This window comes from Desulfobacula sp., from assembly GCF_021107415.1.
In genome coordinates, this window is the sequence record NZ_JAIOSW010000175.1 from 1 (window position 1) to 17,926 (window position 17,926).

The window sequence follows — 17,926 nt, forward strand, 5'->3', positions numbered from 1 at the left end:
AAGCATCGAGCTTTTTCATGAAACCTGTGAGCAGTGGAATGGCTTTGTGGTTAAAAAGATAACATCCGTATTCGGCTGTATCCGAGATAACCACATTCATTTCATACAGTTTTTTCCTCGCAACAAGATTGGCGATCAGGGGAAGTTCATGAAGTGATTCATAGTAAGCAGATTCTTCACCAATGCCGGTTGAGACCATGGTATCAAAGGCAAGTTCCACCCCTGCTTTTACAAAGGCAACCATGAGAATTCCATTGTCAAAATATTTTTGTTCCGGGATGTCCTGATCGGTTGAGGTCGATTGTTCAAAAGCGGTTTGGGCGGTTTCCTCTCTCCACTTGAGCAGGTCGGCATCATCATTTGCCCAGTCTTCCATCATGGTCTCTGAGAATTTTCCCGACATAATGTCATCCATGTGCTGGTGAAACATAGGTTCAAGAATAATTTTTAATTCTTCACAAAGTTCATGGGCAAGAATTTTTGCCGGGTTATCAAGCCGGTCCATCATATGGGTGACACCGCCATGTTTTAATGCTTCAGTAATTGTTTCCCATCCATATTGAACCAGTTTTGAAGCATATTGAGAGTCAACGCCTTGTTCAATCATTTTGTCATAACACAGGAGTGATCCTGTCTGGAGAACACCGCAGAGAATAGTCTGTTCTCCCATAAGATCAGATTTTACTTCAGCCACAAAAGAGGAATGAAGCACCCCTGCACGGTTTCCACCAGTGCCTGCGGCATAGGCTTTAGCAAGTTTCATTCCCTCTCCTCTTGGATCATTTTCCTTGTGAACGGCAATGAGTGTCGGCACTCCGAATCCCCGCTTGTATTCTTCCCGGACTTCTGTACCAGGAGATTTCGGTGCCACCATGATGACGGTAATATCCTTTCTGATCTGCATGCCTTCTTCCACAATATTGAATCCATGGGAGTAAGAAAGACACGCATCCTGTTTCATCAGCGGCATGACGGATTCAATCACATTGCTGTGCTGTTTGTCCGGGGTCAGGTTGATTAAAAGATCTGCTTTGGGGATCAATCCTTCATAGGTTCCCACATAAAATCCGTTTTCCGTGGCATTTTTCCAGGATTGTCGTTTTTCTTCAATGGCAGCATCCCTTAAGGTATAGGAGACATCCAAGCCGCTGTCACGCAAATTTAATCCCTGGTTAAATCCCTGGGCACCGCACCCGATAATAACAATTTTTTTGCCTTTTAAGGCCTCAACGCCGTTGAATTCAGATGAATCCACAAAACGGCACTGGGACAGCTCTTCCAGTTGTCTTCTCAGCGACAGGGTATTAAAATAATTCTGGCCCATGATATTCTCCTCAGTAATAAGGTTTAAGTATTTTATAAATTTAATATATTGTATTAATGAACTATATTTATTGTTGCGTCAAATGAATCATTTGCAATATAATATTTCAAATATTGAAACAAAACCTGTTGTTTTAATGTTGCAGGTCTTTATGTGAACGTAGAGATAGGCCTTTTGAGATGGTTAAAGTTATAGATTAGCGAATGGAACAATGCTACTTTTTATTTGGTATAAGAAAATAAATCCAAATCCACACTTGAACTTTCATGATAATAAGTATGCAAAAAATGATTTTCTATTTTGTAGTAAAAAATGAAAAAAGAGCACCCGGCTGTTTCCAGGAATGAAGCACTGGCCCATGCCAATTGGTTATCAATGATTTTGGATCATATAACATTCCGGTCATACCGATAGATTCCGGTGCTTTAACATCTCCATTGATGGAGTCGCCAATCATAAGGGCATTTTTCGGCAGCACGTTTGTTCTTTGACAAGAAATATCATATATCTTTGTATTTGGTTTTTCAAAGCCCGCCTCATACGAAATAGTCAGGGTATCAAAAAGTGAGTGCAGGTTGAACGCCTTTAATAGTGCTGGTAGCCGACTGTCCCAATTTGAAACAAGCCCCAGATGAATGCCCATTTTTTTTAATGTATTTATCGTGTCGGTAAATCCATTGGCAAGTGTATAAAATTCTGCTTCGCCAAAGCGTGTGTATATATGATGAAAGAGTTTTTCAAAATCATCTGCCGGTATATTCTCAGGCAATACATTACGAACAAATTGTTTCCAGTCTTTGATAAGCATGTCATTGGTACATTGGAAATTTCGGGCGCTTTTTATGTGGATATGTTTTTCCCATGCCGCTGGTATCCGCTCATTGATAGTTTTAGATGAAAAAATATATCCTTTTTCTTTTGCAAGCCGGGCATAATTTTTCCCCACAGATTCACAAGGCGAAATAAACGTATGCCCTGCATCAAAAAAAACCGCTGTTATTTTTTTCATAAATTACATACTTCATACTTTATTTCTTATGACAAAAACCAACTATCTTATATTGTAAGTGCATGGCGTTATTATTTAATGCCATACTTTTTCATTTTGTCATAAAGAGTGTTACGTCCGATACCCAAAGCTTTAGCAGCCCTAGTAATGTTGCCGTTATAAAATAAAAGCGCCTTTATAATATTATCCTTTTCCAGGGTACGTAAGGTCAGGATTTTATCTTCATCAAACCGCGGCTTTTCAAACTGTTTTTTCCTCAAATGGGCGGGAAGATATTTTACAGCAAGTGTGTCACCTGTCATAAAATTTATTGCACTCTCTAACGCATTGACCAATTCCCGCACGTTTCCGGGCCAATGGTAATTCTCAAGCCGATTTAAAGCATCAGGTTCTATCTGTTTGATTTTTCGACCCAATTTCCGGGATATTTTATCAACCCAGTACCGCGTTAACAGTCCGATATCTCCTTCTCTAATTTTTAAAGACGGGAGTGTAATGCTGATGACGTTCAGCCTGTAGTAAAGATCTTCTCTAAAGCGTCCTCTGGTTACCTCTTCGAAAAGGCTCTTATTGGTAGCGGCAATAATGCGGACATTAAGTGGTATGGGTTTTTTACCCCCCACAGGTATGATCACCTTTTCTTCCAGTACCCGTAACAGATTTATTTGCATTTTCAATGGCATTTCACCGATTTCGTCCAGGAACAGGGTTCCACCATTAGCCGCTTCAAACTTGCCCATACAACCGCCCCGCCTGGCACCGGTGAAGGCCCCGTCAGCATAACCAAAAAGTTCGCTCTGTATCAATTCTTTGGGGATGGCCCCGCAATTGACGGGCACAAACGGGCCACTGCGGCAGTCACCGGCACCATGGATCGCCTTGGCAAAAAGCTCTTTACCCGTACCGCTTTCACCCAGGACAAGAACTGTGGACGGTCCCGGAGCAACCTTTTTGGCTTTTTCTATGGCCTGACAAATGACTTTGCTTTTGCCAATAATATCCGCAAACCGAAATTGGGCAATCGTATCCTCTGGTTTGTGATTTAAAAAATAGGACCGATTTGTGCCCGATAGGGTTAAAACAAAACCCTGATCAGCCTTTTTTTCCGGAAAAACCGGATTAGCCGTTGCTATACAGGCTTTTTGTCTACCAGGTATTTTGAGCCTTACTTCTTCTTTGACCATGCCGGCCGACCTGGTTTTAAAAAAGTTCTGTAGCCGGCCATTATGATCAACAGATGCAGTTAAAGTTTGCCCCACCACTTCTTTGGGATGGAGACGGAAGGTTTTGGCCGCCACCTTATTGATGCCTGTAATTATACCTTGAGCATTTACTGCAATAATCCCGTCGGAAACAGAATTCAGCACGGCTTCCAGATATTTATTCGTATCGTATATCTGGGTGTATGATTCGTCCAGAAGGATGCGGTCTTCAATGGCATGGGCTGCAGAGACAACCAATCCCAGTTGATGGGAAATCGACAGTTCCCGAGGACCTGATATGTCTAGAAATCCGATAATTTTTCCATTCTGTTTTCTGATAGGCGCAGCAGAGCAGGTCCATAGGTGGTGACTTTCACAATAATGTTCCGGTCCTGTAATCTGGACGGGATGCTTTAGGGCAAGCGCGGTTCCGATGGCATTTGTACCGACAAATTCTTCTCCCCAATTAGCACCGGGTCCGAATTTTAATTTATCCGCCTGCCTCAACTCTTTTAACGCTCCCGCGGTTCTAAGGATATATCCTTCCATATCTATTAAAACAATTACAAATCCTGACCCTCGAACATAATGCTGGAGTGTATCCATGATCGGTTTAGCCAGTACAATAATTTTTTCAGATCTGCCCTTCACTTCTCGTGGGGAAAGAAATTTTTCACATACGCCTTGAAAGGTGTCAACTTCCGCTTTCCGGCTTCGGAGCCAGGATTGCTCGATTTTTTTATTGAAGCCAGGATCATTAACCTGTCCGGATTTCAAAAAAGCAATCCAAGTCTTCTTTTCCGTTTTGGAAAGCACTTGCCAGGTGTTGCCATACCACTTGGGACTGAAAATGGACTTGATGATTGCATCCGAACCTGTTTTCAGGCCATTTTCCACAAAGCAGAACTGATTATGTTTGCGTATCAGACTATACATCTTTTTCTCCTTTGCCTTCCAGCCACCCTGCAATTTACATCATTAGGATCGGACTGATTGCAATATTTTGAAGAAATTCCATGTTCAGATACCAGCACACTATTCAATATATTTATCTTTATTTAGAATACTTTACAAGTATTTTCAACGCCTCATTTTCATTAATTCACCTTATGTAGGCATATTTCTTTAAAAAATCAAAATGCTTCAATGGTGTTCCATGGTGACTAATCCTTTATTTAATTAATAGCATTGAATTACTAAGCCCATCGTCATAGGATTCTACCATCAAATAACGGTTCGGCTCCAGACCAGTGCAAATGACTGCCCCAGGACAGGGGGCTACAAGTTTTTTTGGATGGCGAGCGCCCACGATATCAAATAACTCGACACAGCAGGAACAAAGATGAGCACTGCAATCAATGGAATAAGGAATTTGAGCACCGTTGTCATCCTCAGTATATAACAGGGGTCGCATAAAATTGCTATGATTGGCCGTCTGCGATAGAAAGAGGGTGTTGAATTCATCCAAATTTGATCCGAGTCGTTTTGCCCACTTCAAATAGATTCGTTTTTCTGGTGAAGAAATTTGGGACCATTCTTCAGGAAGCCTTTTCTTGAAAGCTGAATCTGCTACAAGTGCCATTTTTTCTTGTTTACTTGCCAGACGTGGAGGATAAAAATTGCTTTCAGTGATAACCGCTTGCAACCGAATTTCAGAATCAAGGAGCTGAAAATTGCTCACCAGGAGAAACATATTTTTTTTCTCCGACTGTCGATACCAGCTGCCCTGACGGTTGCAGGTACCGTTCCATGCAGCGGGTGGAACTCCAGCTACCGGCAAACCGGGCTTTAGGGCGAGTCCGGGAAGCCGAGGCACCAGTGCCACCTCCCGCTCAGTCTTGGACAACATATTACAGGTATCATGAAACTGACTTTCAGTTAACCAATATACATATTTTTTGTAGCCTGAAACCACTTTTGATATCATTTTTTAATAATCGTCATCCAGTCTTCTATTGTAACTCCAGGAATTTGATTCATAGAGTCATCATAAACCGCCATAATGATTTTCCGGATATCTTCCAAAGCAGCCCCTTCAAGATGTTTTTCCATATCCTGGACAAGTGTGTGCGGAAAACAAAAAAAATCGCCTGTTATATTTATATTGGTCAGTTTACCTTCCCTGATTTGAAAATTGGTTTTGATCAAGCCCCCGGCAGCTTTGTGCATACGCTGCACCATTTCAAGACCTGCACGCACTTTCACAACACGACCGGTCAGCTGTTTGGCTTTACGGTAAAGCCATCTGTCATTAAGCATGGTTGTCTTCAATTCTTGAATCTTATCAATAAGTACCGCATCCATCCGTCCGGTTGTAAACGGGCCCAGAATTTTTTCAAATTCTTTGCTCATCAGATCATTAAGCGTTGTTTCATCCCAGCGGTTCAGGCTCTCTTGCCCCAATTCTCTGCCGATGGTGCTCAGGTTTTCCTCTATACTCTTTTTAACTTTATCACGAAATTTTTCATCTGGAATTTTTAAAACTCTGGACATGGTTTCATAATCAAAATCCAGTATCAGATTCCCCACAAATACGATGCTGTCCCCTATTTCGCCGGCACCGGTTCCTGAAATTTTGCGCTGCCTAACCACTAGGTCATTGACTGGCTTGAAGGTAGCTGGAACTCCGATCCTGTGGTGAACGTTTATAATGGGCTGTAAAAATTTACGGTAAAAAGCATCAATTTGCTTTGGCGCATGAGGAGAATTTCTATGGAGAATCAGCTGAAAAAACAACTGGTTGCCGTCAAGAAAAACGGCTCCCCCCCCCACCTCGCGCCGAAATACCGGAATATGGTTCTGTCGGCAATACTCCAGATCAACCTCCTGGGTCACATCCTGGTGAAACCCAATGCAGACATAAGGACTGGCAGGTGACAGTAGACACAGGGCTTCCTTTCCGCATAAGGCCAACGCATGGTAAATCAACTGGGATTCTTTCCAGGACACTTTGCCAAGATTGTACAATTTCATTTTAACTCCTTTTAAAATTTACTTAACCGCTATCGGGGCAACCTCTACCGGCAAGCGCCTTTTGTACCAATTGGGTAATATCCATAACGTCAATGCCCACCTTATTTCTTCTGGCATAAGTTGTCATATTGCGCACACATTGCTGGCAGGCCGTAACAACTGCCTGAGCCCCGGTTTTCAGTGCCTCGTCGATTTTAGCCTCTGCAATATCCGACGAAAGTCCCGCGTCGATCATCTCCAGATTGCCTCCGCCACCGCAACATAGACAGTTCTCACGGTTGTGGGCCAGCTCCACAAGTTTAACTCCCGGGATGGAGCGGATAACCTGTCGGGGAGCTTCGTATTCTCCGCTTCCGCGGCCTAAATCACAGGGGTCATGATAGGTCACTGTCAGGGATAGATCATTAAACAAAAGTTGCCCTGATACTATCAATTCGTTTACAAATTGAGTAACGTGGTAAAGCTTAAATTCTTTAGGGTAATACTCATGCCACATCTGATAACAGGAGGGACAGGAAAAGATCACCTTTTGGGCTCCTTTTGCCCGCACCGCCTCAAGATTGTGCTTAATTAAATCCTCAGCCTGATCTCTGAGTCCGGCGCCTAACAGGGGAAACCCGCAGCACCATTCATTTTCTCCCAGCAGGGTGAAATCCACCCTGGCTGCATCAAGAATTTCCACCAGTGCCATGGGAATGGCCTGAGCCATGGGAAAATAGGCTGAAACACAGCCGGTAAAGTAAACCACATCTGCCTGATCTTTGATATAACCATGTTCCGGGACATTGGGCATATCCTCCACCCATTCGGCACGCTCCTCGTTGTCCTCATCAAAAACGTTATGACTTTCAGCCAGATTTTCAGCGATCATATCCACTTTCTGCGGATAGGCATGGCAGTGAACCAGATCCTGGCGCAGGGACAACCATAGATCTTTCAGCAGGATACCCGACGGACATACCTGCTGGCACCTGCCGCAAAGGGTGCAGCGAAATACCGTATCACTGAACTGCTTTAACTGCTCTTTAGTCGGTACTTGTCTGCCGAAAAATCTTCGCAAAAGTCCTGTACGAGACCGCATAATCCTGCGCAGCTCACCAAGGCGATACACACCTGACAACCGCCCATCCTCTGCTGCCAAAACCGCAGGGCACACATCAGTGCACAGGCTGCAGCCGGTGCAGGCATCCATCTGAAGAATTTCCATGATGCTGTAATCTGTCTGAGCCATTTTCAGTCTTCTTTATATTTTTCGATATCGGCTAAAAGCCATTTTTCAATTGCTTCGGCACCATGGATCAAATTCTCCACCTCACTCATATCGGCTGGTTTTATCTTATACATCCAACCCGTTTCATAACAATCCTGATTAATAAGCGCAGGATCGGCTTCGAGGGCTTTATTCCCTTCAATCAACTCACCATTGATCGGCGCATAGACCTTACCCAGCCATTTGCCGGATTCCACCTGGGCAAATTTTTTACCGGCTTTGAGTTTTTTTCCTGCAAAGGGAATTTTTACAAAGACAACATCACCAGCCATCTTTTGAGCAAAATCATCCATACCCATGATCAGTATGTCTCCTTCTATACGCACCCAGTAGTGATTTTTCTCATAGTACAAATCTTCGGGCATTTGATAACCTTGAATTTCCATATTGGTCTCCTTTCATAATGGCAAGCGGTTTAAATTTCATTTTTGAAAATAGTCTTTTTCCCGGGAGCGGGCATTGATGATCAGGACTATGGGGGCTGTGATAATATGAGCCATGCGCGTAAAAGGGATCAGGGCCATAAAAATGCCTGTCAGGGTTGCATGAGCATACCATATATAGCCGTATATATCTGTTAACCCGGTCATGCCTTTAAACAGCATGCTGATGCCGTAGCCCAGAAATGCCCATCCCGCCCCGTCGGGCCATCCGGTCATGGCAATACGCAGCCCTTCCAGAATAAATCCCACCAGAACAATAAGACTTATCATTACCGGCAACCCCCATCCCGGTTCGGGCAGCGAAGCAATTGTTCCGCCCGGATCATTTCTCTTGCGGCCAATGGCAGCTACCAAACCTATAAAGATCATCAGACCGGTTATATCAAAAAATAAGGCTCGCATGGTATGATTCTTATCCATCATGGCTATGGTTACGGATCCATCAGGCAGAAATATCGAAAGTATGAGTGCTACCAGGCCAAAACCGAAACGGGAAAAAAACGGGAAAAAAATTAGAGAATGGATGATCCAGCGAGCCGGAGACTGTAGGAAAAGTCGTTTCAGTAAAAACACCTCTACAAAAATTGTTTTCAGCAGTCGGAAAAATTTATTGGAAAAAAGGGCACTGGATCTGAATCGGGTTTTAACTTTGATTTTTTCGCCTTTGCAAAGTTCTTTCTTATCTATTGATCCCGAAAACCAGACAGTACCGAGTCCGACCAGGCCCACAAGAAATATAAATAAGGAGACAAGGGTGGTTTTGTCGCCCACTGAGAAGGTGGCAACATGGCAGGGCATGCAAAGGATACTTTTGGCAGGCAGCATCATGGATGATGCGCCTAATACATTCCCCTGAAAATGGCAGTTTCCACAGCGCTCATTATTTTTGGACTGTATTGCCTGATGGAGCGGCAATGCCATGCCGGATCGGAACATACCACTGAAAATGATACGTTCCGATTCAGGATCTATCGTTGGAACGCCCTCTTTTATATGGCAGGCCTTGCAGGTAACCCGGCTGTGTGCATCATGAAGCATTTTTTCATCATGAGGCTCATGGCATTGGTTGCAGTCAACCTGTGCGACCTGTTCATGGTCTTCCTCAGCCGCCTGGGCATGACATTCCAGACATGAAATATCCCTGTGGACAGAGGCTGCATGGTCTACCGCCATTTCTTCATGGCATTCCAAACAAAGAGCATTGGTGTAACCGGCTACCGCATCCGAACCATTTACAAATTCAGGTGAGAGTACAATTAAAACTGCCAGAATCCATGCGGGAATAACAAAAATTTTCATTAAAACAACTCGTCACCACTTTTCCCGTTAAGGCCGGGATGACCGTCAAAACGAACCACACCCACAGCAGCTTTCCCAGCCACAGCCTCTGCAATACGTGCCGTACCCTTGTTACCAAACCCACCACACAATTCAATGGCTTCTATTCCTTCTTCAACCAATTGTATGGCAAGTGCTTCAGCCTCCTTATAGTTGCCGGCCGCAACCGCAGTCAATTCCACTTGCGGTGTCACAACTGTCTGTCGATCTTTATCAGGATTAACCTCTGGTGCCAAAAAAATAAACGCTGCCTTTAAAGCCATTTTCGTATCCTTTCATTAGTTTGTTTTTAGGTTAATTGTGCATATTTATGCTGCCGGTGCAAAAATTTTCTTTTTCATTGCAACTGCCATTGTCCGACTGACATCCACGACCATGGGACCGTCCGCTGAAAGTCGTATCGCCGCCTTTTGCTTCCTTTTGATTTCCACCTCCCGTTCCCCATCCAACGCCACCACACAAGGAGTAAAGGCAATATCCATTTCTTCACCAGCCGTCATTAATTGCATGTTTTCGATCAATACCTCTTCAATAATTCCGGGTGCTATGGGCGCGGTGACTGACCGTCCATTTTTGCCTAATTCCAGAGCCATACTGAAAGGCTCGTCCGGAGCAATGGAACGGAGCATCCCGCCGATGGAGGAAAAACCGATGTTTGCCGGACTGGCACGATTTAAAAAAATTTGTCTAATTTTATCCATTTTCCATATAGCCCGGGACCCGATAAATACATCCGTAGTGACCACGGCATCTACCAGTGCGATATCGACAACTTTGTTTTCAATGATAACCTCCAGGCGGGTGGATTGAAAGGTTCCCTCCTTCCGGGAGACTTTTCCGGTGCCGATCAGGCCGGCCGCAAGCCCTGCCACTGTTCCTTCAATCATATAGGGAAATACGTTGTTTGTGCCGGTTGACAGGGGCAAAATCGGAACCTGATCCGCTCCCTTGGCCACCACCCGGTTGGTGCCGTCACCGCCCAGGGTGACAATGCAGCCGGCCCCTTGCTGGGCCAACAGCTGGGCCGCCTTGATGGAATCACGTTGGTCCGCCTTGGTGTTGAATTGCAGCCTTTCAGCTGACAGGTTGACTTGCAAGCCGTCCAGGGCTCGCTCCACAATCCCGTGATAATCCGGCATATAAGCAATTTGGTGGATACCGGCAGTTTGCAGGCCCAGGAGGACGCGGCGTACAATGCGAATTTTTTCCTGATTATCGAACACACTGCTGTAGGCGACAAGCCGACGGATATCCTTTCCTGAGGCCGGATTGGCTATGATACCGATCAATGACATATTTAAACCTTTCTTGTCGGCATTAAAAGATTGTCCATCTTTCAACGCCATTTTTAAACTCAGTAACTGTATCTTGCCCAAGATACTATCCGGGCAAGACACTCTTATACTACAATTTAAGCCATCACTTTTTTAACAGCATCAATCAGCTGCTGCTCGCTCGGTATATAGGCTTTCTCTAACGGTGGAGAAAAAGGAACCGGACAAAAAGGTGCCGCCACTCGTAAAATCGGTGCATCCAGGTAATCAAAGCCGTCTTCAGCCACTTGGGCAGCTATTTCAGCCCCTGATCCGGCAAATTTCACCTCTTCGTGCATAATTATCAGCCGGTGTGTCTTTTTAACCGATGCAATAATTGTCTCTCCATCCAGTGGATATAGCGTACGCGGGTCTACCACTTCCAGGCTGATTCCGTCGGTTGCAAGCTTCTCAGCTGCACCCAATGCAGTATGTACCATATTGGCGGTTGCCACAACCGTAACGTCTTTACCTTCCCGCTTAATATCGGCCTGGCCAAGGGGGATAGTGTAATCGCCCTCAGGAACCTCCCCTTCCATGGCATAAAGCATTTTATGTTCCAGGAAAACCACTGGATTGTCATCACGGATCGCTTCGATCAAAAGCCCTTTGGCATCATAAGGTGTGCTGGGCATGGCCACCTTTAGTCCCGGAAGGTGCATGAATAAAGCTTCCAGGCATTGAGAGTGCTGGGCTGCAGCCCCGATTCCTGCGCCGCATGAGGCGCGCATGACCATGGGAATTTTGGCTTTGCCACCAAACATATATTTCATCTTTCCGGCCTGATTATAAAGCTGGTCCAGGGCCACACCGATAAAATCGATAAACATCATTTCAATTACCGGCCGAAGACCAGTGCTTGCCGCTCCCACCGCTGTCCCGACAATGGCACTTTCGGTAATAGGGGTATCTTTCACCCGCTTTTCACCAAACTGGTCGAGAAGGCCGGCCGTTACGCCAAAACACCCGCCAAAAACCCCCACATCCTCACCAGCGACATAAATATTGGGATCACGTTCCATTTCGACAACATGGGCATCTCTTATTGCTTCTGCAAAAGTCATATTAGGCATTTTTTAATCCTCCTTTTGGATTTCTATCTTTGGCTAAAACTTAAAACGTACACTATATAAGGGTATTTACTTGAAAAAATAGCCCTTACTGCCTAAGTATACACATCTTCTAATAGTTCGGATATATCGGGAAACGGGCTTTCTTCGGCAAATTGTTCGGCTGCGATCAGATCATTTTGAAGCCCCTTTTTAATCTCCTCAATTTTGCTCCCGGTCAGCAGTTCCATCTCCAACAGTTTTTGTTCCAGCCGCGGAATCGGGTCTTTTTCTTTCCACTCCTCAAGTTCCGCATCCTCTCGATAGGCACAGGGATCGCCTTCAAAGTGCCCCCGGTGACGATAGGTTTTACATTCAATCAGAGATGGCCCCCTGCCCTGGCGTGCACGGTCGATACCCTCAGCGGCTGCTTCACAGACGGCAACAACATCATTTCCGTCCACAACCACACCGGGTATATCGTATCCCGCTGCGCGGTCAGCCACGTTGGGAACGCACATAGAATTAATCGTGCAGGAAGAGATGCCGTACATATTGTTTTCATTGATAAACACCACCGGAAGCTTCCAGCATGCGGCCAGGTTCATGGCCTCATGAGTGGTTCCCTGGTTGGATGCACCATCACCGAAAAAACAGACCGCTACATTGCCATTGTCCAGGTATTGGCAAGCCAGCGCAGCTCCGGAAGCCAAAGGCGGACCTCCGCCCACAATACCGTTGGCTCCCATAATGCCAAGATCACGATCGGCAATATGCATTGAGCCGCCTTTTCCCTTGCAGTAACCGGTTTTTTTACCGAACAGCTCGGCCATCATCTTCTTGATGTCGCCGCCTTTGGCAATGAGATGACCGTGGCCACGGTGGGTGCTGGTGATATAATCCTTGTCGGTCAAATTCTCGCACACACCGGTGGCAACAGCCTCTTCACCCACATACAGGTGAACAAAACCGGGAATTTTACCATCGGCAAAAAGCTCGGCAACCCGATTTTCAAAGGTTCGAATCTTGACCATGGTGGTGTACATTTTAATTAATTGTTCATTGGTCAGGTCCATTGGTTTCCTCCTTGATTTTTTTAAAATTGATAAACAGCTTCATAAAATACCGTTAAATTTATTGTGTTGGCTATATATCCCTCCTTTCCATGGAGCAGTGATAAATTCCATCCAGGAATCAGGCTCAGAAAATGGAAACCGTCACTGCTGCATTGACCACAACGATTTGATCACAATTTGGTGCAAAATTGGGCACACACAACCCCTCCACAACCATGCCGCCCGCCACCGAGCGCGCAGTTTTTAGTCCGATGGGTGCAATGTCCTTGACCTGCTCCAAATCCACTTCATCCGGTCTTGGAGAGGCCACGATAATATCCACCTGTACAGCCTCAAGATCATCCATGCCCATAATTTCTACTAATCCACACAGACAACTTCTTGAAATGGCATCCTTCACAGCCCGGCATGCGGCCTTGGTGACGTCTTCTCCGTGCAGATCAGCCCCTGTTCCGATTTCAACAATAAAACGTTTTGATTTCATCAGCCTACCTTTCTAAGCGAATTGTTATGGAACACAGTCCCGCCTGCACCCATCATTTCACCGGCACGATAGGAACTTCTTACCAGCGGTCCTGCGGCCACGGATGTAAACCCCATGGTTCCGGCAGTTTCGGCCCACATCTCAAATTCTTCCGGCAAAACATACCGCTTCATCGCCACATGATCTTTGGACGGGGCCAGATACTGCCCTATAGTGAGCAGCATACAACCGGCATATTTTAAATCCATAAGGGTTTTTTTGATCTCATCTTTGGTTTCACCAAGGCCCAGCATAAGGCCTGATTTAACTAAAAGCCCCCGGGAGAAAGCATATGATAAAACCCCAAGTGAGCGTCGGTATTCAGCCTCGGGTCGAACCCCGGCATACAGCCGGGGCACGGTTTCAATATTATGGTTGAACACATCGGGCCGTGCTGCACATACCACGTCCATGGACGGAATATTCCCCTTAAAATCCGGCACTAATATTTCTACAGATACGCCGGGACAATGCTGCCGGATCAGACGGATGGTCATGGCAAACTGCCCGGCCCCACCGTCGGGTAAATCATCCCGGGTCACAGAGGTGACCACGGCATGGGTTAACCCCAATTCCTTTACAGCCATGGCGACCCGTTTGGGTTCCCCGTCATCTAAAGAATGGGGTGCACCCTTGTCCACGGCACAAAATCGGCATCTGCGGGTGCAGCTTGTTCCCAGGATCATGAAGGTGGCAGTGCCCTGGTGAAAGCATTCCTCCTGGTTAGGGCAATGGGCACTCTGGCAGACAGTGGCCAGGTTCAGACGCTTCAGCTGCTTTTCCATGCGATCCACAGCTTCAAGGTCAGCTGTCGGTTTAACCAGCCATTGGGGCCGTCTGCCAGGTCTGGCTTTTGCTTTTTCACCGGGGGTATAACCCAGTTGAGTGCAAAAATGGCCAACAAAGGTCTTTTTTACACTGGATATGTCTACCGGACCATCTATTTCATGATCCATGGAAGTTATTTTTTCTTCTTTCTGACCGCAGGGAACAATCAGGTCGAACCATCCGGGATCTGTACAGACATTCAAGGCGATCCCATGGCAGGTGACATGCTCGCGCACCGACAGACCTACACTGGCGATCTTGGCTCCCTTTACCCACAGGCCGGGTTTCCCCTTTTTAAATTCAGGAACCAGCTGGTAGTCCTGCAGCACTTTGGCAACAGTATCGAGCAATCGTTTCAAAAAAGCGTGAATATCTTTATCTCTGACCTTAACAATAGGATAAACCACTAATTGCCCCGGTCCATGAAACGTTGCCCTGCCACCCCTGTCCACCTTATGCAGGGAAATGTCCTTTTGGTCCAGGACCTCTTTTGCAACACGAAGATCCTTCAGGCTTCCGCTGCGGCCGATGGTCACAACTGGTGGGTGTTCAACCAGGATTAAGCGATCCAACGTCCGGCCTTTTATCCGTTCGGCAACCAGTTGGTGCTGACGGATAAGGGCCTGGGCGTAGTCAAGCATTCCCCAATCAATGATTTGAATTTCTTTCAATCTATGATTCTCCATCAAAGTATCAGCTCCTGGGCAGATATAATGCCCAATCTCCGGCGTCCCGGGCAGCATCGACCACGGCTTCTGAAAAAGTAGGATGGACTCTGATGCTGCGGGCCAGTTCCTGAACAGTGGCTTCCAGTTGCATGGCCATTACTGCCTCACCAATGATTTCTGTGGCATTGGAACCCACGATATGCACTCCTAAAATTTCACCATACCGGGTATCGAAAACAATTTTTACAGCACCGTCTACTTGATTGCGGACCATAGCCAGCCCATTGATGGCATACGGGAAAACACCGGTTTCCACATCATACCCTTTTTTTTCCGCCTCTTCTTCCGAAAGTCCTACAGCGCCCATCTCAGGCTGTGTCCACAGGCATCTGGGAATCAGATGAAAGGAATAACAATTATTTTCTACCATTGCATTTTCAGCTGCAAAAACAGCCATGGACGAAGCCGCGTGACTGAGCATCCAGCCGCCGGTTGCATCACCAATGGCAAAAATTCCTTTAACCGAGGTCTCAAGCCTGTCATTTACCCGGATGCCATTGTCTTTATTCAACTCGACACCTATCTTTTCCAAACCCAGGTTTTTGGTATTGGGCACCCTTTTGGAAACCAGGACTTTTTCCACGGTAACACTATCCTCTTTTGTGCCGGAAAGTTTGCAGACAGTCCCTGCCTTGGTTGTTTCAACGGACTCAACAGATGTCCGGGGCATGATTTGAACTCCATTTTCCCTTAATGCCTGTGCAATTCTCTGGCTTGTGTCTGAATCTTCTTTGGGTAAAATCCTTGCCGGTTCAGCCGCCATGATGACTTTGCACCCGAATGCATTGAGTAAAAAGGCCATCTCGACTTCAATGTAACCAAAGCCGCAAACCAGTATGGACTCGGGCACTGCTGTCATTTCCAACACGTCGTCGGTGGTCATGGCGGCTGTATCTAACCCTGGTATCTTCTGAGTACCCAGGGAACTGCCCGTGGCTACAATAATTTTTTTGGTTTCAATGGTACGGCCATCCACATCCACTTCCTGCGGGCTTTTTATAACAGCACGTCCTTTAATAACCTCAACACCGTTGTTTTGTAAAAGAGCTTCCATACCCATGCGGATCTCAGCCGAAACACCGCTTTTTCTTTCCCCAAGCATCTTAAAATCAATTCCTTTAACACAGGCATTGATACCGAACGTCTTCCCTGTCTCAACCTGGTCAAGAAACTTCCCGGCCTTCAGCCATACTTTGCTGGGAATGCATCCTCGGTTAACACAAGTGCCGCCGGTTTCAGCACATTCAGCCAATACAACACCAGCTCCTAACTGGGCAGCACGGATTGCGGCTGCATAACCGCCTGATCCGCCACCGATAACCATTACATCGTTCATTATTACTCCTTGTTGGAATTAATGGGTTTAATTTTGGCTGTCAGGCCATGATCAGCATGGGCTGCTCAAGATAGCGGGCCAGGTCTCTTAAAAACATCATGGCCGGTGCACCATCGACAATTCTGTGATCAAAGGTCAGACTGAGTGTCATCATGTGCCGGATGGTGATCTCACCGTTAAACACACTGGGTTTTTCCATCACGCGGCCAACACCTAGAATTCCGGTCTCCGGCGGATTGAGCACCGGTGTAAATCCGTCCATGTCGAGCATGCTGACATTGCTGATAGTAAAGGTGCCGTCGGTTACATCTTCCACACTCAAAGCACTTTCCCGAGCCTTTCTGGCCAGTTGTCTCACCTCCCTGGCGATTTGCAACAAAGTTTTCTTTTCAGCGTTGCGCAGTTTAGGAACAATGAGCCCCTCTGAAAGTGCAACGGCAATACCCAGATGAACACTATCATGGATCAGGATTTCTTCACCGACCAGGGTGGAATTCATTATAGGGTGGCGCATCAATGCACGGGCTGTTGCCATAAGAATGATGTCATTGTAAGAAACTTTTACAGAATCATCTTTTTTATATTCCGCCTTTATTAGATCCTTGAACCGCACCATTTCGGTGACATCCACCTCAGTAAAAGTGGTGAGCTGGGCCGCGTTTTGCAGACTGGCATGCATATTGTCTGCAATAGCTTTGCGTATTCCTTCAAAAGGGATCACCTTAACCTGAGAAGTATCCGGCTGGTCTGTATTCTTTAACCCCGCAAGGAATTGCTCTACATCTTCGCGGGTGATTTTTCCATTTTCCCCTGTCCCAGTAATTTTAGACAGATTAAGCCCTTCCTGTTTTACAATTTCAGCGGCCAGGGGAGTTATTCTGGGTGGAGGCGGCCCTTGTTCGTGGAATTTCTGTACATCTGCTTCTTTTACCTTTCCATCACGACCTGTGCCCGGTACCAATGTAAGATCTACACCCAATTCTTTTGCCACGCGGCGGGCTGAGGGTGTCGACAATATGCGTTTTTCTTTCTTTGGTTCTGTTTCAGGTTCAGGGGACTGGGAGTTTCCTGAATCTACATCCATCTCAACCACTTCACCTGCCTGAATACCCTCAATACGCTCCGGATGTTCTCCTTTTTCGGCTATAACCGCCAGGATAGTCCCAATAGGTACTGTCGAACCAACGGGCACCACAATCTGAAACAAAATTCCGCTTCCCGGTGATTTGATCTTGTTAGTAATTTTTTCGGTCTCAACTTCAAAGAGATCTTCTTCTTTCTCAACTGAGTCCCCTTCGTTTTTACACCATTTGGAGATTTTACCCACTTTCATTGTCATGCCCAGTTTCGGCATGGTTGCATTAACAGTCAATTTGCAGCCCTCCTTTCAATTGCATCGAATAAAAAAAATGTGAACAACGAATATACAATTTAAAAGCAAGCGGTGTGCCACCCTGAGAAACAAGGTGTTTTCGGTAATCGTATTTCCTGTGATATTCTTTTGATTTCAGATT

Annotated in this window: 16 protein-coding genes; all 16 read right to left on the reverse strand. The window is 46.0% G+C overall.

What is annotated here, in order from left to right; translation table 11 throughout:
- On the reverse strand, positions 1 to 1,324 hold a 1,324-nt coding region (gene ilvC / locus K8S13_RS09505), incomplete at its 3' end, for a ketol-acid reductoisomerase (RefSeq protein WP_291462207.1).
- 295 nt (positions 1,325 to 1,619) lie between these two features.
- Positions 1,620 to 2,333 (reverse strand): HAD-IA family hydrolase, encoded by a 714-nt coding sequence (locus K8S13_RS09510; protein ID WP_291462208.1) that lies wholly within the window; start codon positions 2,331 to 2,333, stop codon positions 1,620 to 1,622.
- Between the two features lie 71 nt (positions 2,334 to 2,404).
- Positions 2,405 to 4,471 (reverse strand): sigma-54-dependent Fis family transcriptional regulator, encoded by a 2,067-nt coding sequence (locus tag K8S13_RS09515; protein WP_291462209.1) that lies wholly within the window; start codon positions 4,469 to 4,471, stop codon positions 2,405 to 2,407.
- A gap of 235 nt (positions 4,472 to 4,706) precedes the next feature.
- Positions 4,707 to 5,462 carry a hypothetical protein gene (locus K8S13_RS09520; RefSeq protein ID WP_291462210.1) on the reverse strand — a complete coding sequence of 252 codons (756 nt, stop codon included), beginning with the start codon at positions 5,460 to 5,462 and terminating at the stop codon, positions 4,707 to 4,709.
- Positions 5,459 to 6,508, reverse strand: coding sequence for a lipoate--protein ligase (locus tag K8S13_RS09525; RefSeq protein WP_291462211.1), 1,050 nt, complete (start codon positions 6,506 to 6,508; stop codon positions 5,459 to 5,461). Before K8S13_RS09525 ends, K8S13_RS09520 begins: the two co-directional genes overlap by 4 nt.
- Before the next feature lie 22 nt (positions 6,509 to 6,530).
- On the reverse strand, positions 6,531 to 7,739 hold the full coding sequence (locus K8S13_RS09530) for a (Fe-S)-binding protein (RefSeq protein WP_291462212.1): 1,209 nt from the start codon (positions 7,737 to 7,739) through the stop codon (positions 6,531 to 6,533).
- Between the two features lie 2 nt (positions 7,740 to 7,741).
- On the reverse strand, positions 7,742 to 8,164 hold the full coding sequence (gene gcvH / locus K8S13_RS09535) for a glycine cleavage system protein GcvH (protein ID WP_291462213.1): 423 nt from the start codon (positions 8,162 to 8,164) through the stop codon (positions 7,742 to 7,744).
- A 36-nt stretch (positions 8,165 to 8,200) separates the two neighbouring features.
- A complete protein-coding gene (locus K8S13_RS09540) occupies positions 8,201 to 9,520 on the reverse strand; it encodes a respiratory nitrate reductase subunit gamma (RefSeq protein ID WP_291462214.1) in 1,320 nt (439 codons plus the stop codon).
- Entirely contained in the window at positions 9,520 to 9,822 is a 303-nt protein-coding gene (locus tag K8S13_RS09545) for a DUF6506 family protein (RefSeq protein WP_291462215.1), read from the reverse strand. Before K8S13_RS09545 ends, K8S13_RS09540 begins: the two co-directional genes overlap by 1 nt.
- Positions 9,823 to 9,867: 45 nt before the next feature.
- On the reverse strand, positions 9,868 to 10,935 hold the full coding sequence (locus K8S13_RS09550) for an NAD(+)/NADH kinase (protein WP_291462216.1): 1,068 nt from the start codon (positions 10,933 to 10,935) through the stop codon (positions 9,868 to 9,870).
- Positions 10,936 to 10,970: 35 nt separating this feature from the next.
- A complete protein-coding gene (locus tag K8S13_RS09555; RefSeq protein WP_291462217.1) occupies positions 10,971 to 11,945 on the reverse strand; it encodes an alpha-ketoacid dehydrogenase subunit beta in 975 nt (324 codons plus the stop codon).
- Positions 11,946 to 12,037: 92 nt separating this feature from the next.
- Positions 12,038 to 12,997, reverse strand: coding sequence for a thiamine pyrophosphate-dependent dehydrogenase E1 component subunit alpha (locus K8S13_RS09560; RefSeq protein WP_291462218.1), 960 nt, complete (start codon positions 12,995 to 12,997; stop codon positions 12,038 to 12,040).
- A 124-nt stretch (positions 12,998 to 13,121) separates the two neighbouring features.
- Positions 13,122 to 13,481 (reverse strand): Lin0512 family protein, encoded by a 360-nt coding sequence (locus K8S13_RS09565; RefSeq protein WP_291462219.1) that lies wholly within the window; start codon positions 13,479 to 13,481, stop codon positions 13,122 to 13,124.
- The gene (gene lipA, locus K8S13_RS09570) at positions 13,481 to 15,019 is read right to left on the reverse strand and encodes a lipoyl synthase (protein ID WP_291462220.1); all 1,539 of its coding nucleotides are present in this window, start codon (positions 15,017 to 15,019) and stop codon (positions 13,481 to 13,483) included. The genes K8S13_RS09565 and lipA overlap by 1 nt, the downstream gene beginning before the upstream one ends.
- Before the next feature lie 22 nt (positions 15,020 to 15,041).
- A complete protein-coding gene (gene lpdA, locus K8S13_RS09575; RefSeq protein ID WP_291462221.1) occupies positions 15,042 to 16,412 on the reverse strand; it encodes a dihydrolipoyl dehydrogenase in 1,371 nt (456 codons plus the stop codon).
- A gap of 40 nt (positions 16,413 to 16,452) precedes the next feature.
- Positions 16,453 to 17,784, reverse strand: coding sequence for a dihydrolipoamide acetyltransferase family protein (locus tag K8S13_RS09580; RefSeq protein WP_291462222.1), 1,332 nt, complete (start codon positions 17,782 to 17,784; stop codon positions 16,453 to 16,455).
- Positions 17,785 to 17,926 lie beyond the last annotated feature (142 nt).